We start from the raw sequence: 22,817 nt of genomic DNA on the forward strand, positions 1-22,817 counted from the left end.
CCCCCGGCGGAGACGGAAACGACATGCCCTGCGGCGATCACGGCGCATCGGCGAAGGCCCCTGTGCCGCCATGCCGGTGAGACGCATTACTGATCCGGCTTCTCCACCGCACTCAAGGCCGCCAAACCTTGTTGAGGCGGCTCTCCAGCTTCTAGAAACGCTTGGATCAGCAGCTCATCCTGTGGCCCTCGATAGGGTAACGGAATGCCCCTAATCTGGGCCGGCATGTCCCAGTCGAGCGGCCGGTCCTTCGGCGCAAACCACTCGCATCGCCGAACTTCCACCCAATTCCGGCGAATTGACAAACAGTTTTCGAGGCCGTCGTCTTCGTAACCGAACTCTACTCCGCAGCAGAAACATATGTCGTGACTGGGTTCTCGGCCGTCCTCGCCCCACGGCATATCGGGAGACTGATCGAGGCCACAGACACGGCATTTGAATTTGTCTCGTTTACTTAATGGGGGCACCGAACATGTCCTTGGCTTGCTCGGCCGTATAATATCCAAGCCTGACATCTTGAGCGACCAATTCCCGGTCGCGTTCCTTCGGATCGCCATAGCCGCCGCCACCCGGCGTGCCGACGCGCACGCGATCGCCGGCCTTCAGTGCGATGTCCTGTTCCTTGGAAAGATGCGGCGGCACATGGGCCTCGCCGTCGCGGAACACGGTTACCGTATTGACCGCGCCGTCCTTGCCGCCCAACGCGCCCTGTGGGCCGAAACGGCCATGATCCATGACGAAGGAGGCGCGGGCGTCGCCGCGCAGGATTTCGACCTCATAGGCGAGGCCGAAGCCGCCGCGATGCTTGCCGGCGCCGCCCGAGCCTTCGCGCAGGGCATAGTGGCGGTAGAGCACCGGGAAGGCCTGTTCCATGATCTCGACCGGCGGCGACTTGGAAATGCCTATGGTCGAGCAGCCATTGGTGAGGCCATCATGATCGGTATTGCCGCCATAGCCGCCGCCGGAGATCTGGTACATGACATAGTCGCGGCCACGCTCCGGGTCGTTGCCGCCGAGCGCGAAATTGCCGCTGGAGCCGGCCGGGGCCGCCGTCACCTTGTCAGGCAGGGCCTGCACCATCGCCGCGAACACAGCCTCGGCGATGCGCTGCGAAACCTCGGCCGCGCAGCCCGATACCGGGCTCGGATATTTGGCGTCGAGGAAGGTGCCTTCCGGCCGCTTGACATTCAGCGGCTCGAACGCGCCAGCGCTGATCGGCACGTCCGGGAAAATGTGGCGCATGGCCAAGTAGACCGAGGACAACGTCGTCGCCAGCACGCTGTTCATCGGCCCCGCACAAGGCTTCGACGAGCCGGCGAAATCGAAGCTGAGCGTGTCGCCCCGTTTCTCGACCGCAAGCGCGATGGTCAGCGGCTCGTTCACCACCCCGTCGGAATCGACGAAAGCCTGCGAGCGATAGATGCCGTCGGGAATGGCTGATATGTTGGCCCGCATCTGTTCGGCGGCGCGGCGGCGCAATTCGGCGATCGCCTCGACCACCGTTTCGTCTCCGTAACGGTCCAGGATTCCGTTGAGCCGATCCTGGCCGATCAGCAATGCCGCCGCCTGCGCGCGGATGTCACCGATGCGCTGGTCGGCGACACGGATATTGGAGCAGATGATGGCGTAGATCTCGGGATCGAGCACGCCCTTCTTGAACAGTTTCACCGGCGGCAGGCGCAAGCCTTCCTGCTCGACCGCCGTTGCCGAGGCGGAAAAGCCGCCAGGCACCGAGCCGCCAATGTCGGGCCAGTGGCCGGTGTTCGACAGCCAGCAGAATATCTTTCCGCTCCGATAGACCGGCATGGCGAAGCGCACGTCCATCAGATGGGTGCCGCCGAGATAGGGGTCGTTGACGATGTAGATATCGCCCGGCTCGGGCGGCAGGCAGCGGCCATCGGCGATCATCTCGATCACCGTCCGCGTCGAATATTGCATGACGCCGACGAACACCGGCAGGCCCTGGCTGCCTTGCGCGATCAGCGAACCATCGACCGCCGAATAGATGCCGTCGGAGCGGTCATTGGCCTCGGCGATAACAGGCGAGAAAGCCGCGCGCGAGAAGGTCAGGTCCATCTCGTCGCAGACCTGCTGCAGCGCTGCCTGAAGGACCGAAAGCGTAATGGTGTCGAGCTTTGCCATCTCAGGCCTCACCGATGTCGATGATGATGTTGCCGTCGGCATCCGAACGCGCCCGGTCGCCGGGTTCGAGCACGGTGGTGGCGTCCATCTGCTCGAGGATCGCCGGGCCTTCAATGACGGCGTCGAGCGGCAGCTTTTCCCTGCTATAGACCGGCGTGTCGTGCCAGCGCCCGCCATACCAGACCGGCCGGACCTCGCGCCGCGCCTCATCGAGCGTTGTGGCGCGCCCCGCCGGGTCGATCAGCTGCGACAGATCGATCGCCGGCCTGACACCGGTCACCGAGGTGTTGAGGTTGACCAGATTGGCGCGGATCTCCGGCAGCTCGACCTTGAAGCGGGCGAAATACGCCTTCTCGAAAAGCTGTTGCAGTACCTCGCGTGTCACCGATGACGACGGCAGCGGCACGTTGATGATGTGCGTCTGGCCGACGAACTGCATGTCGGCTGAATGCGTGACGCGGATCGTCTCCGGCTTTACCGCTTCCTTGCCGATCAGTTCCTCGCCTTCGTTTCGGTGCCGTTCCAATATCGCGTGAAGCTGGGTTTCGTCTAGACTGGCCACCGGCTGGTTAACCGTGTTGACGAAATCATGGCGCAGATCGGCGACGACACAGCCGAGCGCGTTGGTGATGCCCGGCCGCGCCGGCACCAGCACCTTCGGCAGGCCGAGCTCGCGCGCCAGAGCGGTCGCATGGAGCGGCCCGGCGCCGCCGAAGGCGAACAGCGCGAAATCGCGCGGGTCGTGGCCGCGCGACACCGAAACCATGCGGATGGCGCCGGCCATCTTCATGTTGCCCAGCCGCAGCACCGCTCCCGCCGCCTCGACGCCGGACAGGCCGGTGGGGCGGCCAATCCTGTCTTCGAATATGCCGGCGACATGCTCGATGGTGACCGGGTTCTCGACTGCGAGCAGCTTCTTCGGCGCCAGTCGGCCGAGCACCAGATTGGCGTCGGTGATGGTCGGCTCGCTGCCGCCGCGCCCGTAACAGATTGGGCCCGGATTGGCGCCGGCGCTTTCCGGGCCGATCTGGATCAGGCCTGCGGCATCGACGCGGGCGATCGAGCCGCCGCCGGCGCCGACCGTGTGCACCGCCACCATCGGCACATGGATCGGCATGGCATATTCGATCTCGATCTCGTTCGACACCGCCGGCTCGGCATTGCGGATCAGCGCCACGTCGGTCGAGGTACCGCCCATGTCGTAGGTGACCAGGTTTTCGAAGCCGGCGCGTTTGCCGGTATAGGCTGCCGCAATGACGCCGGAGGCCGGGCCGGACATCACGGTCTTGGCCGATTCACGTGTGACAAAGCGGGCCGAGATCATCCCGCCATTGCCGTTCATGATCAGGAAGTCGCGGGCATAGCCCTGAGATCCCAATTCCCTGCGCAGCCGTTCGACGTAGCGCTCGAGGATTGGCTGCACCGACGCGTTGACCGAAGCGGTGACCCCGCGTTCGAATTCGCGCGCCTCCGACAGCAGCGCATGGCCCGACGTAATGTAGCCGTTCGGCCAAAGTTCAGCGGCGATCTCGGCGGCGCGCCGCTCATGCGCCGGATTGGCGTAGGAATGCAGGAAATGGATGACGAGGGATTCGCAACCGGCCTCGATCAATTGCGAAATCGCCGCCCGCATCTCCGCCTCGTCGAGCGGGATGCGCACCGCACCCGAGGCTTCGACGCGCTCCGACACTTCGAGCCGCAAGTTGCGCGGAATGATCGGGACGAAGGTGCCCGTCATGCCATAGGGCTGCGGCCGTGTCCGCCGGCCGAGCTCGATCACGTCGCGAAAGCCGCGCGTGGTGATCATGCCGGTTTTCGCCAGCCGGCGTTCCAGCACGGCGTTGGTGGTGGTGGTCGTGCCGTGGACGATGAGGTCGATGCCGTGGATGGGAAAGCCGGTGGCACTGAGCGCCGAGACGACGCCGAAGGCCTGGTTGTCGACCGTGGTCGGGGTCTTGGCGATATGCACCCGGCCACCATCACGGCCGTCAATCAGAAGCAGGTCGGTAAAGGTTCCGCCGACATCGATGCCGGCGACGACGCTGCCCAGGGAATCCAGCGTCTGCGCCGATAATTTCTCTTTCATTGTCGAAACTCGAAATTCCCGGACTACGGATGTGTCCCAGTTTGGAAAGGCGTTTTACAAGGGCATCTTGACGCAGGTATCTTGACGCAAATATCATTTGTATACTAATAAATTCCGGACACAAGAGCTTAGCGTCTCGGACTATGCAAGCGGCACGCTGGAACCTGATTGGTTCGGGCGCGCAGGAGAGGGTTTGGCGTCAGCACCTCGGGGTTGGGCCAGAAGGTTAGGTTTGATGAACACCACATCCGCGCTCAACACCGCCGGCGCCCGGCCGTTGCAATTCCCCATACCGGCCAATGTCTATGCCGAAACCGTCGTCTCGGTGAAGCACTATACCGACCGGCTGTTTTCGTTCCGCATCACCCGGCCGCAGTCGCTGCGCTTCCGCTCCGGCGAGTTCGTCATGATCGGCCTGCCCAATGCCGAGAAGCCGGTATTCCGCGCCTATTCGATCGCCAGCCCGTCCTGGGACGACGAACTGGAATTCTTCTCGATCAAGGTGCCGGACGGCCCGCTGACCTCGGAACTGCAGAAGATCCAGGTCGGCGACACCATCATCATGCGGCAGAAGTCGACCGGCACGCTGGTACTCGACGCGCTGACCCCGGCGAAGCGCCTGTTCATGATCTCGACCGGCACCGGCATCGCACCCTTCGCCAGTCTGCTGCGCGATCCCGACACCTATGAGAAGTTCGAGCAGGTGATCCTGACCCACACCTGCCGCGACAAGGCCGAACTCACCTACGGCCAAGAATTGGTGGCAGCGCTGGAGAACGACCCGCTGATCGGTGAGCTGACCGGCGGTCGCGTCACCCTCTACAATTCGACGACGCGCGAGACGTCCGAGCGCATGGGCCGCATCACCGCGCTGATCGGCTCTGGAAAATTCTATGCCGACCTCGGCATCGAAAAGCTCAATCCGGAAACCGACCGCATCATGATCTGCGGCTCGATGCATATGCTCAAGGACGTCAAGGAACTTGCCGAAAGCCTCGGCTTCCAGGAAGGCTCGCTGTCTCATCCGGCAAGCTTCGTCGTCGAGCGCGCCTTCGTCGGCTGAGACGCCAGCAGTCCAGCGTTTGCTGCACTCAGACTCTGATTTTGACCATGCGGTCAAAATCAGCTGTTTTCGCCGGCTTTTTCCGCTATGACCGTCTGAAGGACTCGTGAAGCGCTGCTTCACGGGCTATCTTCAACGCAAGTCGTTGAACGAAAGGGCAGGAGATGAGCAGCACGATCCGCGAAGCCGATCTCGGTGCCGGGCCTTCCAAGGTCACGCCGCTGCCGGCGCGCACCGCCGCCAACACCCCGGCGCCGCAAGCGCACGGCATTGCCCGCAATCCCGGCATGAGGCTCGATCTCGGCTTCATGGAATCCGTGCGCAGCGTCAACCGTTCGGCGCTGGAACGCCGCGTCGCCAGCCTGACCAAGCGGCGCTCGATCAAGGCCGACAACCAGGCCGCCTGGCTGCTGCGCGCCGTCACCTGCATGGACCTGACGACGCTGAACTCGAACGATACCGACGAGCGCGTGCGCCGGCTCTGCGCCAAGGCGATCAATCCGTTCCGCCGCGACATCGTCGAAGGTCTTGGCATTTCAGGCGAAAAGATCCGCCCGGCAGCGGTCTGCGTTTATCACCCCTTCGTAGCCACCGCCGTCGATGCGCTGCGGGGCACCGGAATCCACGTTGCAGCCGTATCCACCGCTTTCCCGCACGGCCTCACCCCGCTTTCGACGCGTCTGCAGGAGATCGAAGCATCGGTGAGTGACGGCGCCGACGAGATCGACGTCGTCATTCCGCGCGGGCTGGTTTTCGCCGCGAAATGGCAGGAGCTCTATAACGAGATCGTCTCGATGCGCGCCGCCTGCGGCGAGGCGCATCTGAAGGTCATCCTCGGCACCGGCGATCTCGCCACGCTGCGCAACGTCATGCTGGCGTCGATGGTGGCGATGATGGCGGGCGCCGATTTCATCAAGACCTCGACCGGCAAGGAAAGCGTCAACGCGACGCTGCCCGTCGGCCTCGCCATGGTGCGCGCCATCCGCGCCTATTTCGAGGAGACCGGCTACCTCATCGGCTTCAAGCCGGCCGGCGGCATTTCCACGGCCAAGGCCTCGCTCGACTGGCTGGTGCTGATGAAGGAGGAGCTCGGACGGCCATGGCTGGAGCCGGAGCTGTTCCGCTTCGGTGCGTCGAGTCTTTTGACTGACATCGAGCGCCAGCTCGAACACCATCTGACTGGCCATTATTCGGCCAATCACCGCCACGCGATGGCGTGATTTTCGGGAGCGCGCCATGAACATTCTCGAACGCTATCACGCCATGGAATACGGCCCGGCGCCGGAAGCGCGCAACGAGGCCGATGCGTGGCTGGCCGCGCGCGACTTCTCGAAAGCCCTGTTCATCGGCGGCGAGTGGAAGGCAGCCGGCGGCGGCAAGACCTTCGACACCAGCGATCCTTCATCCGGCAAATTGCTGGCCAAGGTCTCGGACGCCGGTGCCGCCGATATCGACGCGGCGGTTTCGGCGGCCGCCAAGGCGCTGCCGAAATGGAGCGCCAGTTCCGGCTACAGCCGAGCCAAAGTGCTGTACGCCATCGGCCGCGCCATGCAGCGTCATCAGCGCCTGTTCGCGGTGCTGGAATCGATCGACAACGGCAAGCCGATCCGCGAAAGCCGCGACATCGACGTGCCGCTGGCCATCCGCCATTTCATTCACCATGCCGGCTGGGCGCAGGCGCTGGACAGGGATTTCCCTGATCACAAGGGTGTCGGCGTCGTCGGCCAGATCATCCCGTGGAACTTCCCGCTGCTGATGCTGGCCTGGAAAATCGCGCCGGCACTCGCCGCCGGCTGCACGGTGGTGTTGAAGCCGGCCGAGTTCACCCCGCTGACCGCCATACTGTTCGCCGAGATCTGCGAACGGGCAGGCGTACCGAAGGGCGTCGTCAACATCGTCCATGGCGGCCCGGAAGCGGGCGCGGCCATCGTCAATCATCCCGGCATTCAGAAGATTGCCTTCACCGGGTCGTCCGAGGTCGGCAAGATCATCCGCAAGGCCACCGCCGGCTCGGGCAAGAAACTGTCGCTGGAGCTTGGCGGCAAGTCGGCCTTCGTCGTCTTCGAGGACGCCGATCTCGACAGCGCCGTCGAAGGACTGGTCGATGGTATCTGGTTCAATCAGGGCCAGGTCTGCTGTGCCGGCTCGCGCCTGCTGGTCCAGGAAGGCATCGCCGAAGCCTTCATCGCCAAGGTCAAGGTGAGGATGAGCCGGCTGCGCGTCGGCAGCCCGCTCGACAAGAACACCGATATCGGACCGCTGGTCGATTCGACCCAGCTCGATCGCGTCAAGGGTTTGGTCGCCGAAGGCGCCAAGCAGGGCGCCGTCTGCTGGCAGCCGGACGTGGCGCTGCCGTCTTCCGGCTATTACCATCTGCCGACGCTTGCCACAGGCGTTTCGCCGGCTAACATCCTGGCGCAGGAGGAGGTGTTCGGGCCGGTGCTGGCGACCATGACCTTCCGCAACACCGAGGAGGCGATCGAGCTCGCCAACAACACGCGCTACGGCTTGGCCGCCTCGGTGTGGAGCGAGAACGTCAACCTCGCTTTGCATGTCGCACCGCAGTTGAAGGCCGGCGTCGTCTGGGTCAACGGCACCAACATGTTCGATGCCGCCTGCGGCTTCGGCGGCTACCGCGAAAGCGGCTTCGGCCGCGAAGGCGGATGCGAGGGCATGTTCGAATATTTGTCAGTGAAACTGTCGCTTGGCCCCGCCATCAAGCCGGCAACGGCTTCCGCCCAGCCTGTCGAGCGATCGGAAGGCGACGGCATCGACCGCACGGCAAAGCTGTTCATCGGCGGCAAACAGGTGCGGCCGGACGGCAATTATTCGATTGCCGTCGCCACCGCCAAGGGCAAGCTCGCTGGCGAGGTCGGTCTCGGCAACCGCAAGGATATCCGCGACGCCGTTGCCGCTGCCCGTGGCTGCAGGGGCTGGCCGACGGCGACCGCCTACAACCGCAGCCAGGTGCTTTACTATCTGGCCGAGAACCTCTCCGGCCGTGCTGACGAGTTCGCCGCGCGACTCACCCAGCTTACCGGCGCCACCACCAAGGCCGCGCGCGAGGAGGTCGAGTTGTCGATCGAGCGGCTGTTCCTCTATGCCGGGCTGGCCGACAAGTTCGAAGGCCGCGTCCACCAGCCGCCGGCCCGCGCCGTTACGCTGGCGCTGCACGAGCCGGTCGGCGTCGTCGGCATCGTCGCATCCGACAATGCCCCCTTGCTCGGCCTGATCTCGCTGGTGGCGCCGGCGCTCGCCATGGGCAACACAGTGGTCGCGGTGCCTTCCGAAAAATATCCGCTGCTTGCTACCGACCTCTACCAGGTCATCGAATATTCCGACGTTCCGGCCGGCGCCATCAATATCGTCACCGGCCGCACCGCCGAACTGACCGGCGTCTTGGCCAAGCATGACGATGTCGACGGGCTCTGGGTGTTCGCCGATGCCGAGACCTGCGCCAAGGCCGAGGCCGAGTCGATCGGCAACCTCAAGCGCATCTGGACCGGCAATGGCCGCAGCCTCGACTGGGCGTCGGCCGATGCCGCCGGCGATGCCTTCCTGCGCCGTGCCGTGGAGGTCAAGAATGTCTGGGTGCCTTACGGCGACTGAGCTTCAGTCGGGCGCCCGCAGAGGACGTCCGGGCTTGACGGCAGGAAAGATGCTCTTTACCGAGAAAAAACATTTGCCCCAAAGCGAACGGCGACGCAGGCGGCACAAGAGTGCCTGTCTGGCACATTGCGCCTTGGTCGCGTGCCGGTAAAACCGGGCGGCCACAGAGGAGGAAAGAATGGCGGATCTGGCAGGCAAGGTCGTTGTCGTCACGGCGGCGGCGCAAGGCATAGGCCGGGCAAGCGCGCTGGCTTTCGCCAAGGCGGGCGCCATCGTCAATGCCACTGATATCAACGAGGTAATGCTCGCCGAACTCGGCAAAACGTCTGGGATCAAGACGCGCAAGCTCGACGTGCTGAACGACGAGGCCGTAACGTCGGCCTTCGCCGAGATCGGTCCCGTCGACGTGCTGTTCAACTGCGCCGGCTTCGTCCATTCGGGCTCGATCCTCGAGATGAAGGACGGCGATCTCGACTTCGCCTACGATCTCAATGTCCGCTCGATGATCCGCACTATCCGCGCCGTGCTGCCCGGCATGCTGGAGCGCGGCGACGGCTCGATCATCAACATGTCGTCGCTGGCCGGCTCGACCAAGGGCGTGCCGAACCGCTTCGTCTATGGGCTGACCAAGGCGGCCGTCATCGGCCTGACCAAGTCGATCGCCGCCGACTATGTCGGCAAGGGCATACGCTGCAACGCTATCTGCCCGGGCACGGTCGAGAGCCCGTCGCTGGAGGACCGCATGCATGCGCAGGGCGACTACGAGGCGGCCCGCGCCGCCTTCATCGCTCGCCAGCCCATGGGCCGGCTTGGCACGCCGGAGGAAATCGCCGATCTCGCCGTCTATCTGGCTGGCGCCACCTATACGTCGGGGCAGGCCTATAATATCGACGGTGGCTGGTCGATCTAAGAGGCCTCTGGTCGCAACTGGGAGAAAAATTCTATGAAACTGCTGCGCTATGGCGAGGCGGGGAGCGAACGCCCCGGCCTGCTCGATGCGGATGGGACGATCCGCGACCTCTCCGCCCATGTCACCGACATTGCCGGCAAGGCGCTCGACCCTGAATCATTGCAGGCTCTGTCGAAGCTCGATCCGAAGTCGCTGCCGGCGGTTGCCGGCAAGCCCCGCATCGGCGCCTGCGTCGCCGGCACCGGCAAGTTTATCTGCATCGGCCTGAACTATTCCGACCATGCCGCCGAGACCGGCGCCACCGTGCCGCCGGAGCCGATCATCTTCATGAAGGCGAGCTCGGCCATCGTCGGGCCTGATGACGACGTGCTGATTCCGCGCGGCTCGGTCAAGACCGATTGGGAAGTCGAGCTTGGCGTGGTCATCGGCAAGACCGCGAAATACGTCACCGAGGCCGAGGCGCTGGATTATGTCGCCGGCTACTGCGTCGCGCATGACGTTTCCGAGCGCGCATTCCAGGCCGAGCGCCAGGGCCAATGGACCAAAGGCAAGTCCTGCGACACGTTCGGGCCGATCGGCCCCTGGCTGGTGACCAAGGACGAGGTGAAGGACCCGCAGAACATTCCGATGTGGCTGAAGGTCAACGGCAAGACGATGCAGAACGGCTCGACCAAGACCATGGTCTATGGCGTCGCCTACCTCGTTTCCTATCTCAGCCAGTTCATGTCGCTGCATCCGGGCGACATTATTTCGACCGGCACACCGCCCGGCGTTGGGCTGGGCATGAAGCCGCCGGTGTTCCTGAAGGCGGGAGACGTGGTTGAGCTGGGTATCGAAGGCATGGGTACGCAGAAGCAGACGTTTAGGGCGGATGTCTGAGCGCTTTCCTTCTCCCGGCGCGCAGCGCCGAGACGGATGAGGAGTGCTGGAAGAAATGAGGCGTGAAAACATCGAAGGATTCTAGGCGCTTACACATCTTCAAGGCAGCGATCCTTCCAACACCCCTTATCCGACCGAGCTTCGCTCGGCCACCTTCTCCCACAGGGGGAGAAGGGGAGTCGGCGCCAGCCTACTTCAGCACCTTCCCATCCGCCCCGAACCGATAGGTCTTCGCCGGATCCGGTGTCGCGTAGAGCGTGGCGCCCGGTTCGGCGTTGTAGACGCCGAAGATGCGCACGGTGATCAGCCCGGCCTTCTCGCAGTCGAGATAAACGTTGGTGTCGGCGCCGAGATGCTCGGCATGGACGACGGTGCCCTTCCAGGCGCCGGATTTTGCATCGACGGTCAGGTGCTCGGGGCGGACGCCGATGGTCTTGGCCGTCTCGCCAAGCCTTCCGCCATCGACGAAGTTCATCTTCGGCGAGCCGATGAAGCCTGCGACAAACTCATTAGCCGGCGAATTGTAAAGCTCCATCGGGCCGCCGATCTGCTCGATCTTTCCCGCGTTTAGCACGACGATCTTGTCGGCCAGCGTCATCGCCTCGACCTGGTCGTGGGTGACATAGATCATCGTCGCCTTCAGCCGGCGATGCAGCTGCGCGATCTCCAGCCTGGTGTTGACACGCAGTGCGGCGTCTAGATTCGACAGCGGCTCGTCGAAGAGGAAAAGCTTGGGTTCGCGCACCACGGCGCGGCCGATGGCGACACGCTGGCGCTGGCCGCCGGAGAGTTCGGCCGGGCGCCTCGAGAGATAGGGTTCCAACGACAGCATCGACGAGGCGATGCCGATGCGGCGGTCGATCTCGGCCGCCGGCGTGCCCGCCTGCCTGAGGCCAAGGCCCATGTTGTTCTTCACCGTCAGATGCGGGTAGAGCGCGTAGGTCTGGAACACCATGGCGATGCCGCGTTTGGCCGGCGGCGTTGCAGAGACATCCGCGCCGTCGATCACCACGCGGCCCGAGGTCGAATCCTCCAACCCTGCAATGACCCTGAGCAAGGTCGACTTGCCGCAGCCGGAGGGGCCAACGAAGACGACGAATTCGCCATCGGTCACTTCGAGGTTGATGCCCTTCAGCACCTCGACCGGCCCGAAGGCCTTCTTCACATTCTCGATGTTCAGCGAACCCACGGCTTCGTCCCTGTTCTAGAGTTTGACGGCGACGCCGCTGCGTACGCTGTCGTCTGCGGCAAGGCAGACGGCCAGCGACTTCACCGCGTCGTCCATGTGGCGGGTGAGATCAATATCCTCGCGGATTGCCTTCAGCACGAACGCCTGTTCGAGGTCGCACAGATCCTGATGGCCGGGCTCACCTTCCATCGACAGCACCTCATCCGCTTTGGCGAACTTGCCGTCCACCCCGGTTGCCGCGCTGTGCAGGCGGATGGTCGAGGTCTTGGTGTGGGTGTCGATGTCGTCGGACCTGACGCCCTCTTTCATGACGATCGAGACGCAGCCCTGGGGCGAGATCACGTCCTTCACGAAGAAGGCGGTCTCCGAGATCATCGGGCCCCAGCCGGCCTCGTACCAGCCGACCGAACCGTCGTCGAACAGCACCTGCAGGTGCCCGTAGTTGTACATCAATGGCGCGATCTCCTCGGTCAGCCTCAGCCCCATGCCGCGCACCTCGACCGGCCTGGCATCGGTGATCTGCAGCATCACGTCGAGATAGTGCACGCCGCAATCGACGATCGGCGACGTCGTCTGCATCAACTGCTTATGCGTTTCCCAGCTATGGCCTGAGGATTGCTGGTTGAGGTTCATGCGGAACACGTAAGGGCCACCGAGCTTGCGCGCCTCGGCGATCAGCCTGATCCAGGACGGGTGATGGCGAAGGATGTAGCCGATCACCAATTTTCTGCCGTTGGCCTTGGCGGCGGCGACGACACGCTCCGCATCCGCCACCGTCGTCGCCAGCGGCTTTTCGACGAAGACATCGCAGCCGGACTCGAACGCTTTCACCGCATAGTCGGCATGGCTGTCGGAATAGGTGGCGATGCAGGCGACATCGGGCCTCTCGTCACGCAACGCCTCTTCGAAGGAACGCCTGATGCCATAGCCCGAAAGCCTGTCCGGCAACGGCACGTCCGAACGGTTGACCAGCGCCACTATCTCGAAGCCCGGATTGGTGTGATAGGCCAGCGCATGGCTGCGGCCCATATTGCCAAGCCCGGCGACGACGACGCGAAGAGGTTTTTGCGAACTCACTTGACCGCTCCCGAGGTGATGCCGCGGATCAGCTGCCGCGAGAAGATGACGTAGAGGATCAGCACCGGCATGATCGCCAGCGAAAGTGCCGCCAGGATGGCGTTCCAGTTGGTGACGAACTGGCCGAGGAAGAGCTGCGCGCCGAGCGTCACCGTCTTGGTCTCTTCCGATGGCGCCAGGATCAGCGGGAACCACAGATCGTTCCAGATCGGGATCATGGTGAAGACGGCGACCGTCGCCATCGATGGCCTGACCAGCGGCAGCACCAGCCGGAAGAAGATCGTGTACTCGGACAGGCCATCGATGCGTCCGGCATTCTTCAGATCGTCGGACACCTGCTTCATGAATTCCGACAGGATGAAGACGGCGAGCGGCAGGCCTTGTGCCGTGTAGACGAGGATCAGCGCCGTCAGCGTGTTGACCAGCCCGCTCGCCACCATCAGCTGCAGGATGGCGACGGTGGCAAGGCGGATCGGGATCATGATGCCGAGCGCCAAATAGAGCCCCATCAGCGAATTGCCGCGGAAGCGGTATTCCGACAGCGCGAAAGCGGCCATGGCGCCGAACAAAAGCACGAAGAACAGCGAGGCGACGGTGACGACGAGGCTGTTCTGGAAATAGTGGATGAAATCGCCCTGGCCGATCACCGTGGTGTAGCCGATCAGATCGAAGGTCTTTGGTGTCGGCGGCGTCAGCGGCGCGCCGAAAATGGCGGCGCGCGACTTGAACGAGTTGACGATGACGATGACTACCGGAAACAGCGCGATCGCCGTGTAGGTCAACAGGATCGCATGGGCGCCGATGGTGCGGGGCAGTGAACGGGTTGCCGTGCTCATCTCAGCCCCTCAGAACTGGTAGCGACGCAGGCGCGTCTGGACGAGGAAGAGGTAGACGCAGACGCCGCCAAGGATGATCAGGAACATCATCGTGGCGATCGCCGCGCCCATGTTGGGATCGCCGACCTGCAACTGGAAACCGAAGAAGGCACGGTAGAGGAAGGTACCGAGGATGTCGGTCGAATAGTTCGGACCAGCCAGCGCCCCTTGCGCGGTGTAGATCAGGTCGAAAGCATTGAAATTGCCGACGAAGGTGAGGATCGAGATGATGCCGATCGACGGCAGGATCAGCGGCAGCTTGATCTTCCAGAACTGCGACATGCCGGTGATGCCGTCACATTCGGCCGCCTCGATCACCTCGTCGGGGATGGACAGCAGCGCCGCATAGATCAGCATCATCGGAATGCCGACGAACTGCCACACCGAGATCAGGCTGAGCGTGGTCAGCGCATATTGCTCCTTGCCCAGCCACGGCGTGAACAGGCTTTTGAGGCCAACAAGATCCATCAGGTTCGGCGCCACGCCCCATAGCGGCGACAGGATCAGCTTCCAGGCGAAGCCGACGATGACGAAGGACAGGATCGTCGGCACGAAGATCGCCGTGCGGTAGAAGGCGGAGAACCTCAGCCTCGGGCTGGACAAAAGTGCGGCCAAAAGGACGCCGATCGGGTTCTGCACCAGCATGTGGATGATGAAGAACCAGACATTGTTCCGCAGCGCGTTCCAGAAATTGACCGACCAGTTAGGATCGCCGAACAGCATGCGGAAATTTTCCAGTCCGACGAAGACCTGGGACTGGTTGATGTTGCGAAACAGCGAGAGCTGCAGCGTGCCGGCCAGCGGCAGGATCATGATCGCGGTATAGACCAGCACCGCCGGCGCCAGGAAGACGCCGATATGCCAGCGGAACGGTCGTTTCGGTGCTGCGGCCATGCGTTCGGTCTCCGCCGATCAGGTCTTTGCAATTGCCGCCAAAAGGCGCGGCGCCTCCCTCCCCCTCGAGGGGAGGCTACCTCGCGAAGCGAGGCGAGTGGGTCGGCCGAGGCAGAGCGCCATCGTGGTTTTCGACCGCGCTTTCCAGCCACGATCAAGCCGCAGCCTGCCTCCACCAACCCCCTCTGTCGCCTTCGGCGACATCTCCCCCGCGAGGGGGGAGATCGCAGCGCTCCGTCTGAGGCTCTTACTTCGCCGGCTTGTACCAGCTGTCGAGGCCGTCCTGCAGCTTCTTGGCGGCAGCTTCCGGCGTATCGGTGCCGTTGATGACGTTGGCCGATTCAACCCACGTCTCGTTCTCGAGGTTCGGCGTGCCGCGCGACAGGATCTGGTAGGTCGAGCGGATCGTCGACTTGCACTTGTCGCGCCAGGAGACGAATTCCTGGGCCAGCGGGTCTTCCATCTTCACCGGGGTGGAGTTCAGGCTGAAGAAGCCCGGCAGCGCGTTGGCGTAGATGGTGGCGAAATCAGGCGAGGCGACCCAGGACAGGAAGGTCTTGGCCGCATCCGCGTTCTTCGAGGCCGCGTTCAGGCCCATGCCGATGTCGGTGTGGTCGGAGATGTAGCAGGTGTCGCCGGCCTTCTGCACCGGCGGCGGGAACGCGCCCATCTTGAACTGCGCCTGCGTGTTGAACAGGCCGATCTCCCACGAGCCGGCCGGGTAGATGGCGGCGCGGCCGAGGGTGAACAGGTTCTGGCTGTCCGGATAGGTCTGCGCCTCGAAGCCGTCGCCGAGATAGTCCTTCCACTTGGCCAGTTCGGCATAGGGCGCGACCCAGTCGGGATCGGTCAGCTTCTGCTCGCCCTTGATCAGGGCTGCGCGGCCTTCCTCGCCCTTCCAGTAGTTCGGGCCGATGTTCTGGTAGCCCATGGTCGCGGCTTCCCAGAGGTCCTTGGTGCCCATCGCCATCGGGATGTAGGTGCCGTCGGCCTTGATCTTGTCGAGCGCGGCGTAAAACTCCTCATTGGTCGTCGGCACCTTGATGCCGAGCTGGTCGAAGGCGTCCTTGTTGTAGATGAAGCCGTGGATGACGGAGGCCATCGGCACGCAGAAGCTCGCCTTGCCGTCGTCGGTCTGCCAGGCGGCCTTGGCGACGTCGGAAAAGTTCTCCATGCCGGGTAGCGTCGAGATGTCGGCGAGGTTGCCCTTCTTGAAGAGCTCCAGCGATTTGTCGAACGGGCGGCAGGTGATCAGGTCGCCTGCCGAGCCGGCCGCGAGCTTGGCGCCGAGGGCGGCGTCATATTCGGTCGGCGCCGACGGCGCGAACACCACCTTGATGCCCGGATTCTTGGCCTCAAAAGCCGGGATCAGCTTGTCCTTCCAGATGGCAAGGTCATCGCCGCGCCAGCTTTCGATGTTGAGCGTTACATCCTGGGCATAGGCCATTCCGGCGGAGCCGAGAATGCTGGTGCCGAGAAGAAGTGCCGTCAGTAGTTTCGTTGTCATGCTCAGTCTCCCTGTTGACCTTTTTCAGGTTCGGTTTTGAGAACAGAGGCTTTCTGCCCCATGCTCCCCTCGATCGCGGAAAGGGCCGGTCGCAGCTTCTGGCCGGTCCCTTCCAGTATCTTCTCGGCCGCATCGGCATTGGCGGCACCAGCAGCGAGCAGAATGGCGGTCTTGACAGCACCGCCGCTCTTCTCGAGCAGGCGGGCCGCATCGTGCTTGTCGCGTCCGCTGATGGCGGCGACGATGCGGGCCGCGCGGTCGCGCAGCTTGATGTTGTCGGCCATGAGGTTGACCATGTAGCCGTCATGAACATGGCCGAGATGGATGGCGGCCAGCGTCGACAGCATGTTGAGCGCGATCTTCTGGGCCGTGCCGGCGCCCATGCGCGTCGAGCCGGCAATCAGCTCCGGCGGCGTTTCGAGCAATATGGCGATGTCGGCCAGCCGAAGCAGCGGCGCATCCTTGTTGTTGGCGATGGCGATGGTTGCTGCGCCCCGGCGCCTGGCGTCCTCGATCGCCCTGACCGCATAGGGTGTCGAGCCACTGGCAGAGACCGCGATCAGGCAGTCGCCCTCGCCGATGCCGGCAGCGGCAACCGCCGCCGAGGCTTCGTCGATGTCGTCCTCCGGCCCGCCGGCCAGTGTTCTGAAGGCTTCATCGCCGCCGGCGATCAGGATGGCGATACGCTCGCGCTGGATGCCGAAGGTGCCCGGCAGTTCCAGCGCATCGGCCAGCGCCATCAAGCCCGAACTGCCAGCCGCCGCATAGGCGAGCTTGCCGCCGCTTTTGAGCCGGCTGGCGATGATGACGGCTGCTTTGGCGACGGCGGGAATGGCGCCGCGCACGGCCTGGGCGGCCTCGATCTGCGCATTGGCCAAAAAGGAAAGGATTGCGTCCGGAGCCTGGATGTCCAGCCCCTCGGCATTCTGGTGAAGCGCTTCGGTGCGCGTTTCGGCCATCCGCTTTCCTCCGATCGAGAAAACAATACCAAAAAAATACCACTTGTCTACACGCATTAACGAATTCGTTGCCCCGGAAGCGCCAGGTCGGCAAAATGCGCAGGTTTTTCAATAAAATGCGCCTTAATCTTTTTGAAACTGAAATTAACTCTTGGCTATTGGTATTTTATTGGTATTATCCGCCCGGAGGAGAAATCGTGTGAATTTCGTGCTTGGCATCGATGGCGGCGGCACCACTTGCAGGGCGGCCCTTGCGACAGCGGACGGCACCGTCGTCGGCCGCGCCAAGAGCGGCGCCGCCAACATCCGCACCGATCTCACCGGCGCCAGGGCCAACATCGTCGATGCGGCGCGGCAGGCCTTTGTCGCCGCCGGGCAGAACCCTGAACTGATCCCGCAGACCCCGGCCATACTCGGCCTTGCCGGCGCCAATGTCGGCACCTATAGGCAGCAGCTCGAAGCAATCCTGCCGTTCAGCGTGAGCCGTGTCGAGACCGACGCCGAGATCGCGCTGGAAGGCGCGGTCGGCTCCGGCGACGGCGCCATGGCCATCCTCGGTACCGGCACCGCCTATATGGCGCGCAGACAAGGTAAGTCGCGCGCCATCGGCGGCTGGGGGTTCCAGGTCGGCGACCAGGGCAGCGGCGCCCGCATCGGCCGCGACCTGCTCGAACAGACACTGCTCGCCTATGACGGCATCCGCGAGGGCTCGCCGCTGACGCAGGCCATGCTCGCCATCTTCCGCAACAATCCCGAGGATTTGGTCGAGTTCACCACCAATGCCAAGCCCGGCGATTTCGGCGGCTTCGCGCCCAAGGTCTTCGACCATGCCGCCAAGGGCGACATCGTTGCCAACTGGATCCTCGACAAGGCGGTCGCCGACGTCGAGGCGGCACTCGGCGTGCTCGATCTAGGCGGCGACGATCCGCTCTGCCTGCTTGGCGGGCTGGCGCCGCTCTATGCGTCGCGCCTCTCTGCGCGCTACCGGGCGCTGCTGAAGCCGCCGCTCGACGATGCGCTGGGCGGCGCGGTGCAGATGGCGGTTCGTGTCTTCGCTGGAGCGGCGGAGGTGCCGCGATGAACGAAGCCGCCGATCAGATCTTCGCCACGCTGAAACAATCGTCGCAAAGCGGCGCGCCGCTCTATCTGCAGCTCAGGAAAAGCATCGAGGACGCGGTGAATCGCGGCCTGATCGGACCGGGCGATGCACTGCCTTCCGAGCGCGACATCGCCATCAAGGCCGACATTTCGCGCGTCACCGTGCGCAAAGCGGTGCAGGATCTGGTCAAGGGCGGTATCCTCGTCCAGCGCCACGGCTCCGGCACCTTCGTCGCGCCGCGCATGGAGCGTGTCGAGCAGTCGTTGTCGCGGCTCACATCCTTCACCGAGGATATGGCCCGACGCGGCATGGCTGTCCGTTCGACCTGGCTCGACCGCGGCCTCTATGCGCCCTCGCCCGACGAGATGATGGTGCTCGGCCTGCCGTCGAACGAACTGGTGGCGCGCGTGGCGCGCCTGCGCATTGCCAACGACACGCCGCTGGCGATCGAACGGGCGGCACTGTCGGCAAGCGTGCTGCCCGACCCGGCAGGAATTGGCTCCTCGCTCTACGCGGCGCTGGAAACGACGGGCCTCCGGCCGGTGCGGGCGGTGCAGCGCATCTCCGCAGCCAATCTCGGCGACGACGACGCGCGCCTGCTCGAAGTGCCGCCCGGCATTGCCGGGCTGCACATCGAGCGTATTTCCTATCTGGCGAGCGGCAAGGTGATCGAATTCACCCGCTCCATCTACAGGGGCGACGCCTATGATTTCGTCGCCGAACTCCGGCTGAGTGGGCCGGGCGAAGAGGGCAGGCCATGAGCGCGACGACCACCCAAATGGGGATCACCCATATGCGGCGCGAGATCGAGGAGATCCCGGAAGCCACCGCTCGCCTGCTCGATGGCTCGGCAGCGGTGCTGACCGAGGCCGGACGCGGCATCCGCGAACGCGATCCGCATTTTGTCATCACCGTGGCGCGCGGCTCGTCCGATCATGCCGCCACCTTCATGAAATATGCCGTCGAGCTGACCGCCGGCCTTGCCGTCGCATCGGTCGGCCCGTCGATCGCCTCGATCTATGGCGCCAAGCTCAGGCTCGGTGGTTCCGCTTGCCTGGCAATCTCGCAGTCGGGCAAGAGCCCGGACATCGTCGCGATGGCACAAGCGGCGAGGGCCGGCGGTTCGCTGACCGTCGCCATCACCAACACCGCCGATTCGCCGCTGGCGCGGGCCTCAGACTATTCTATCGACATTCTGGCCGGGCCGGAGCGCAGCGTCGCGGCGACAAAAACCTTCGTCAATTCGGCGGTCGCCGGCCTCGCCTTGATGGCGCATTGCACCGGCGACGATAAGCTTCTGGCAGCGCTTGCCCGCTTGCCGGATCACTTCCGCAAGGCAATCGCTTGCGACTGGATGGCGTTGGCCGAAGCACTCGAGACGCCGAAGTCGCTGTTCATCCTCGGCCGCGGCCCGTCCGCGGCCATCGCCAATGAGGCGGCGCTGAAATTCAAGGAAACCTGCGCCATGCATGCGGAGGCCTATAGTGCAGCCGAAGTCATGCATGGCCCGCTGGCGCTGGTCGGGCCGGGCTTCCCGGTGCTGGCGCTGGCCGCCCGCGATGCTTCCGAGCCGTCGGTCGCCGAGGCCGCCGACAGCCTGGCGGCCAAGGGCGCGACCGTTTTTGTGACCTCGAACAAGGCGAAAAGTGCTGCGCGCCTGCCGCATGTCGCCACCGGCCATCCGCTGACCGACCCGCTGGCGCTGATCGCGTCCTTCTATGGCTTCGTCGAAGCCTTTGCCCGCCATCGCGGCCTCGACCCCGACGCGCCGCCTAATCTTCGCAAGGTGACGGAAACCACATGAGCGACCGTTTTGCCCTGACTGGCGCCCGGATATTCGACGGCGACGACTGGCACGACGATGCCGCCCTTGTCGTGCATAACGGTCTCGTCGAGGCCATCGTTGCCGCCGATGCCGTTCCGTCCGGTGCTGCGCGTATCGAGACTGGCGGTGGTATGCTGGCGCCGGGCTTCGTCGACCTGCAGGTCAATGGCGGCGGCGGCGTCATGCTCAACGACCATCCCGATGTCGCCTCGATCGAGACCATCTGCCGGGCGCACGCGCCTTTCGGCACGACGGCACTGCTGCCGACGCTGATCACCGACACGCCCGAGATCACCGCAGCGGCGGTTGCGGCGGGGGCCGAGGCCACACAGCGGAAAGTGCCTGGCTTTTTGGGCTTGCATCTCGAAGGCCCGCATCTGTCGATCGCCCGCAAAGGCGCGCATGACCCGACGCTGATCCGGCCGATGCTGGATGCCGACCAGGCGATGCTGATTGCGACACGGAAGACTTTGCCGGTGCTGCTGACGACCATAGCGCCCGAATCCGTCGACCCCGCGCGCGTTTCGGCGCTCGCTGGGGCCGGTGTTATCGTCAGCCTCGGTCATTCCGACACCGGCTATGCCAAGGCGCGCGCGTTCGCCGATGCGGGTGCGACGGTGGTCACCCATCTGTTCAACGCCATGAGCCAGATCGGCAATCGCGAGCCGGGGTTGGCGGGTGCGGCCATCGATACAGGCAGATTGTTTGCCGGCATTATCGCCGACGGCATCCATGTAGATCCCGCCACCATGGCGATCGCTTTGCGCGCCAAGCAGGGGCCGGGAAGAATTGTCCTGGTCACCGACGCCATGGCGACGATCGGCACCGATATGACCTCGTTCACGCTAAACGGCCGCACCATCCACCGCAAGGACGGCAGCCTGCGGCTGGCCGACGGCACGCTGGCGGGCGCCGATCTCGACATGATCTCCGCCGTGCGCTTCGTCCACCGCATTGTCGGGCTGGACCTGTCGGAGGCGCTGCGCATGGCTTCGCTTTATCCGGCGCAAGCGATCGGCCAATCACACCGGCTCGGGCGCTTCGCCAACGGCACGGCGGCGGATATCGTCGCGCTGTCGGACGAGTTGGACGTCAAGGGCGTTTGGATAGCCGGCAAGAGGGTTTTCGAGCCGGTGTCGCAAAGGGCGCCTGAGGTACCCGCCGTTCGGCCCACAGCCTGAAGCGGGTGGCTGCTTATATGTCCCTCTTGTCCTCGTCCCCCTGAGGTTGCGCCGGAAGCCGCGGCGCGGCCGGTTTCGCCGCTTTCGGCAGCAGGCGGCGCACGGTGGGCGCGGCCGCCACATCGTTCCTGGCGGAGAACAGCTCGTGGTTCTTCTCGATATCGTCGAGCTTGTAGCGATAATTGACCATCAGGCCATGCGCCTGGCGCAAGGCGCGGGGCGACAGGTCGCCGAGAAGGTCGATGCGCTCCAGCCGCGCGCCGTTGCCGAGATGGAACCGGGCGACGGGGTCGATCACCTTGCCGGACGCGGTGCGGGCCTCTAGGAAATACTGCGCTGCCAGGGGAAGCAGGGCCTGGCCCGCGCGGTCGCGCACGGCGGCGTCCGCATGCCAGCCCTCGTTGGCGACGAGGTCCAGCACGTGAGCGGCAGAGGGGATCGTTTCGGCCTGCTCGGCCAGCCAGCGGGCAAAGCCCGGCACCGGGGAGGGCGTGACGAAATCGGTCAGGCCGGGAAGGTCGCGGCGCAAATCTTCGACCACCTGCTTAATCAGAAAATTGCCGAACGAGATGCCGCGCAAGCCCTCCTGGCAGTTTGAGATGGAATAGAACACCGCCGTCGTGGCCTGCCGTGGTTGCACCGGCGGCCGCTCGTCGGCAAGCAGCTCGGCGATCGTCGTCGGCATCGCCCGGGTGAGCGCGACCTCGACGAAGATCGCCGAGCTGCGGATGAAAGAACGCATAGCAAAGCCGGTCGTCAGGCTCGATCCGGCGGCGCAGATCGTCCCAGGTGTGGATGGCGTGCACCGCCTCGTAGCGGATGATCTTTTCCAGTATGTTGGCCGGTGTCGACCAGTCGATCCGCCGCAGCACCAGGAAGCCGCGGTTGAACCACGACGAAAGTAAATGAGTGAAGTCGGCATCGACGATGGCGAGATCGGACGATGTCGTCAGCCGGCTAAGCAGATCCTCACGCATGCGCACCAGGGTCTCGATGCCGCCGGGTGCCAGGTTCAGGCGGCGCAAGAGCTCCTGCCTGGCCGGCTCGGCGGCGTCGTGCAGGGCAAGCGCCGTGCGATCGTCGGGCGCGGCGCGATAGGCATCCACCGCTGTGGCAAGCCTGGCGTGATCGGTGCCGAAACGATCGCGCAGCACATGCAGGAACGCCAGCCTTCCGTCGGCGTCGAGGGTGCGCCAGCGATCGAGTATTTCCCTTGCATAGGCGACACCCGATGCCTCGCCCTGGCTGGAAAGCAGACGGGCGCACAGACGCGCCAGGCTGTCGACTGAAACCGGCTCGTCACCGCGAACGAGATTCAGCATCATCCGGCCGCGATCGGCGATTGTGTTCAGCAGGTCAGCGAAGAAAGGGCTGCGGTTCATCGATCCCGACCGTCGAAGAGGAGCCTGCGGGAGAGGCCCGGAAAGGCAGACAGACAATATGGGGCCACATCTCATGAGCACAAGCGCACCAGCGTTGGCCAACGAATTCGTGACCGGAGGGGCAGCGTGTGCTGGTGACG

General features: G+C 64.3%; 17 protein-coding genes and 1 pseudogene. 9 read left to right on the plus strand and 9 right to left on the minus strand.

Features of this window, described 5'->3' with window-relative positions; translation table 11 throughout:
- Positions 1–450: 450 nt before the first annotated feature.
- Both IQ26_RS08425 and IQ26_RS08430 read right to left on the minus strand, forming a co-directional pair.
- The gene (locus IQ26_RS08425) at positions 451–2,142 is read right to left on the minus strand and encodes a hydantoinase B/oxoprolinase family protein (RefSeq protein WP_145715786.1); all 1,692 of its coding nucleotides are present in this window, start codon (positions 2,140–2,142) and stop codon (positions 451–453) included.
- Position 2,143: 1 nt separating this feature from the next.
- A complete protein-coding gene (locus IQ26_RS08430; protein ID WP_145715788.1) occupies positions 2,144–4,228 on the minus strand; it encodes a hydantoinase/oxoprolinase family protein in 2,085 nt (694 codons plus the stop codon).
- Positions 4,229–4,463: 235 nt separating this feature from the next.
- Here IQ26_RS08430 and IQ26_RS08435 point away from each other — a divergent pair, with 235 nt between their 5' ends.
- The 5 genes from IQ26_RS08435 (at position 4,464) to IQ26_RS08455 (ending at position 10,689) form a co-directional block, all read left to right on the plus strand.
- Positions 4,464–5,291: a ferredoxin--NADP reductase gene (locus tag IQ26_RS08435; protein WP_145715791.1), complete on the plus strand. Its 828-nt coding sequence runs from the start codon at positions 4,464–4,466 to the stop codon at positions 5,289–5,291.
- Between the two features lie 164 nt (positions 5,292–5,455).
- Positions 5,456–6,511, plus strand: coding sequence for a deoxyribose-phosphate aldolase (gene deoC, locus IQ26_RS08440; RefSeq protein ID WP_145715792.1), 1,056 nt, complete (start codon positions 5,456–5,458; stop codon positions 6,509–6,511).
- A gap of 16 nt (positions 6,512–6,527) precedes the next feature.
- Positions 6,528–8,900: an aldehyde dehydrogenase family protein gene (locus IQ26_RS08445; RefSeq protein WP_145715794.1), complete on the plus strand. Its 2,373-nt coding sequence runs from the start codon at positions 6,528–6,530 to the stop codon at positions 8,898–8,900.
- A gap of 178 nt (positions 8,901–9,078) precedes the next feature.
- On the plus strand, positions 9,079–9,810 hold the full coding sequence (locus IQ26_RS08450) for an SDR family oxidoreductase (RefSeq protein ID WP_145715796.1): 732 nt from the start codon (positions 9,079–9,081) through the stop codon (positions 9,808–9,810).
- Positions 9,811–9,843: 33 nt separating this feature from the next.
- A complete protein-coding gene (locus IQ26_RS08455) occupies positions 9,844–10,689 on the plus strand; it encodes a fumarylacetoacetate hydrolase family protein (protein WP_145715798.1) in 846 nt (281 codons plus the stop codon).
- A 190-nt stretch (positions 10,690–10,879) separates the two neighbouring features.
- Here the strand turns inward: IQ26_RS08455 and IQ26_RS08460 are convergent, their stop codons facing one another.
- The 6 genes from IQ26_RS08460 to IQ26_RS08485 form a co-directional block, all read right to left on the minus strand.
- Complete coding sequence (locus IQ26_RS08460) at positions 10,880–11,878, minus strand: ABC transporter ATP-binding protein (protein WP_145715799.1); 999 nt, start codon at positions 11,876–11,878, stop codon at positions 10,880–10,882.
- 15 nt (positions 11,879–11,893) lie between these two features.
- Entirely contained in the window at positions 11,894–12,955 is a 1,062-nt protein-coding gene (locus IQ26_RS08465) for a Gfo/Idh/MocA family protein (protein WP_145715800.1), read from the minus strand.
- A complete protein-coding gene (locus IQ26_RS08470) occupies positions 12,952–13,791 on the minus strand; it encodes a carbohydrate ABC transporter permease (protein WP_145715801.1) in 840 nt (279 codons plus the stop codon). Before IQ26_RS08470 ends, IQ26_RS08465 begins: the two co-directional genes overlap by 4 nt.
- 9 nt (positions 13,792–13,800) lie before the next feature.
- Positions 13,801–14,724 carry a carbohydrate ABC transporter permease gene (locus IQ26_RS08475; protein WP_145715804.1) on the minus strand — a complete coding sequence of 308 codons (924 nt, stop codon included), beginning with the start codon at positions 14,722–14,724 and terminating at the stop codon, positions 13,801–13,803.
- 247 nt (positions 14,725–14,971) lie between these two features.
- Positions 14,972–16,231, minus strand: a complete 1,260-nt coding sequence (locus IQ26_RS08480) for an ABC transporter substrate-binding protein (protein WP_145715806.1) — start codon at positions 16,229–16,231, stop codon at positions 14,972–14,974.
- Between the two features lie 2 nt (positions 16,232–16,233).
- A complete protein-coding gene (locus IQ26_RS08485; RefSeq protein ID WP_145715807.1) occupies positions 16,234–17,190 on the minus strand; it encodes an N-acetylmuramic acid 6-phosphate etherase in 957 nt (318 codons plus the stop codon).
- 199 nt (positions 17,191–17,389) lie between these two features.
- Between IQ26_RS08485 and IQ26_RS08490 the strand changes: the two genes are divergently transcribed.
- From IQ26_RS08490 to nagA, 4 genes are read left to right on the plus strand one after another with little or no spacing between them, the layout of a single operon-like run.
- Positions 17,390–18,271, plus strand: a complete 882-nt coding sequence (locus IQ26_RS08490; RefSeq protein ID WP_145715809.1) for a glucosamine kinase nucleotide-binding domain-containing protein — start codon at positions 17,390–17,392, stop codon at positions 18,269–18,271.
- A complete protein-coding gene (locus IQ26_RS08495; RefSeq protein ID WP_145715811.1) occupies positions 18,268–19,050 on the plus strand; it encodes a GntR family transcriptional regulator in 783 nt (260 codons plus the stop codon). Before IQ26_RS08490 ends, IQ26_RS08495 begins: the two co-directional genes overlap by 4 nt.
- A gap of 32 nt (positions 19,051–19,082) precedes the next feature.
- On the plus strand, positions 19,083–20,093 hold the full coding sequence (locus tag IQ26_RS08500; protein ID WP_407660319.1) for an SIS domain-containing protein: 1,011 nt from the start codon (positions 19,083–19,085) through the stop codon (positions 20,091–20,093).
- Complete coding sequence (gene nagA, locus IQ26_RS08505) at positions 20,090–21,295, plus strand: N-acetylglucosamine-6-phosphate deacetylase (RefSeq protein ID WP_145715815.1); 1,206 nt, start codon at positions 20,090–20,092, stop codon at positions 21,293–21,295. Before IQ26_RS08500 ends, nagA begins: the two co-directional genes overlap by 4 nt.
- A 13-nt stretch (positions 21,296–21,308) precedes the next feature.
- Here the strand turns inward: nagA and IQ26_RS08510 are convergent.
- Positions 21,309–22,677 (minus strand): annotated as a pseudogene (locus IQ26_RS08510) (malonyl-CoA decarboxylase).
- Positions 22,678–22,817 lie beyond the last annotated feature (140 nt).

The sequence above is a fragment of the Mesorhizobium tianshanense genome (assembly GCF_007830515.1).
In the GTDB taxonomy this organism is placed as follows: domain Bacteria; phylum Pseudomonadota; class Alphaproteobacteria; order Rhizobiales; family Rhizobiaceae; genus Mesorhizobium; species Mesorhizobium tianshanense.

Bases quoted from the DNA above. Each gene is read 5' to 3' on its own strand.
- IQ26_RS08425 (WP_145715786.1), bottom strand. From the start codon at position 2,142: ATGGCAAAGCTCGACACCATTACGCTTTCGGTCCTTCAGGCAGCGCTG.
- IQ26_RS08430 (WP_145715788.1), bottom strand. From the start codon at position 4,228: ATGAAAGAGAAATTATCGGCGCAGACGCTGGATTCCCTGGGCAGCGTC.
- IQ26_RS08435 (WP_145715791.1), top strand. From the start codon at position 4,464: ATGAACACCACATCCGCGCTCAACACCGCCGGCGCCCGGCCGTTGCAA.
- deoC (WP_145715792.1), top strand. From the start codon at position 5,456: ATGAGCAGCACGATCCGCGAAGCCGATCTCGGTGCCGGGCCTTCCAAG.
- IQ26_RS08445 (WP_145715794.1), top strand. From the start codon at position 6,528: ATGAACATTCTCGAACGCTATCACGCCATGGAATACGGCCCGGCGCCG.
- IQ26_RS08450 (WP_145715796.1), top strand. From the start codon at position 9,079: ATGGCGGATCTGGCAGGCAAGGTCGTTGTCGTCACGGCGGCGGCGCAA.
- IQ26_RS08455 (WP_145715798.1), top strand. From the start codon at position 9,844: ATGAAACTGCTGCGCTATGGCGAGGCGGGGAGCGAACGCCCCGGCCTG.
- IQ26_RS08470 (WP_145715801.1), bottom strand. From the start codon at position 13,791: ATGAGCACGGCAACCCGTTCACTGCCCCGCACCATCGGCGCCCATGCG.
- IQ26_RS08475 (WP_145715804.1), bottom strand. From the start codon at position 14,724: ATGGCCGCAGCACCGAAACGACCGTTCCGCTGGCATATCGGCGTCTTC.
- IQ26_RS08480 (WP_145715806.1), bottom strand. From the start codon at position 16,231: ATGACAACGAAACTACTGACGGCACTTCTTCTCGGCACCAGCATTCTC.
- IQ26_RS08485 (WP_145715807.1), bottom strand. From the start codon at position 17,190: ATGGCCGAAACGCGCACCGAAGCGCTTCACCAGAATGCCGAGGGGCTG.
- IQ26_RS08495 (WP_145715811.1), top strand. From the start codon at position 18,268: ATGAACGAAGCCGCCGATCAGATCTTCGCCACGCTGAAACAATCGTCG.
- IQ26_RS08500 (WP_407660319.1), top strand. From the start codon at position 19,083: ATGCGGCGCGAGATCGAGGAGATCCCGGAAGCCACCGCTCGCCTGCTC.
- nagA (WP_145715815.1), top strand. From the start codon at position 20,090: ATGAGCGACCGTTTTGCCCTGACTGGCGCCCGGATATTCGACGGCGAC.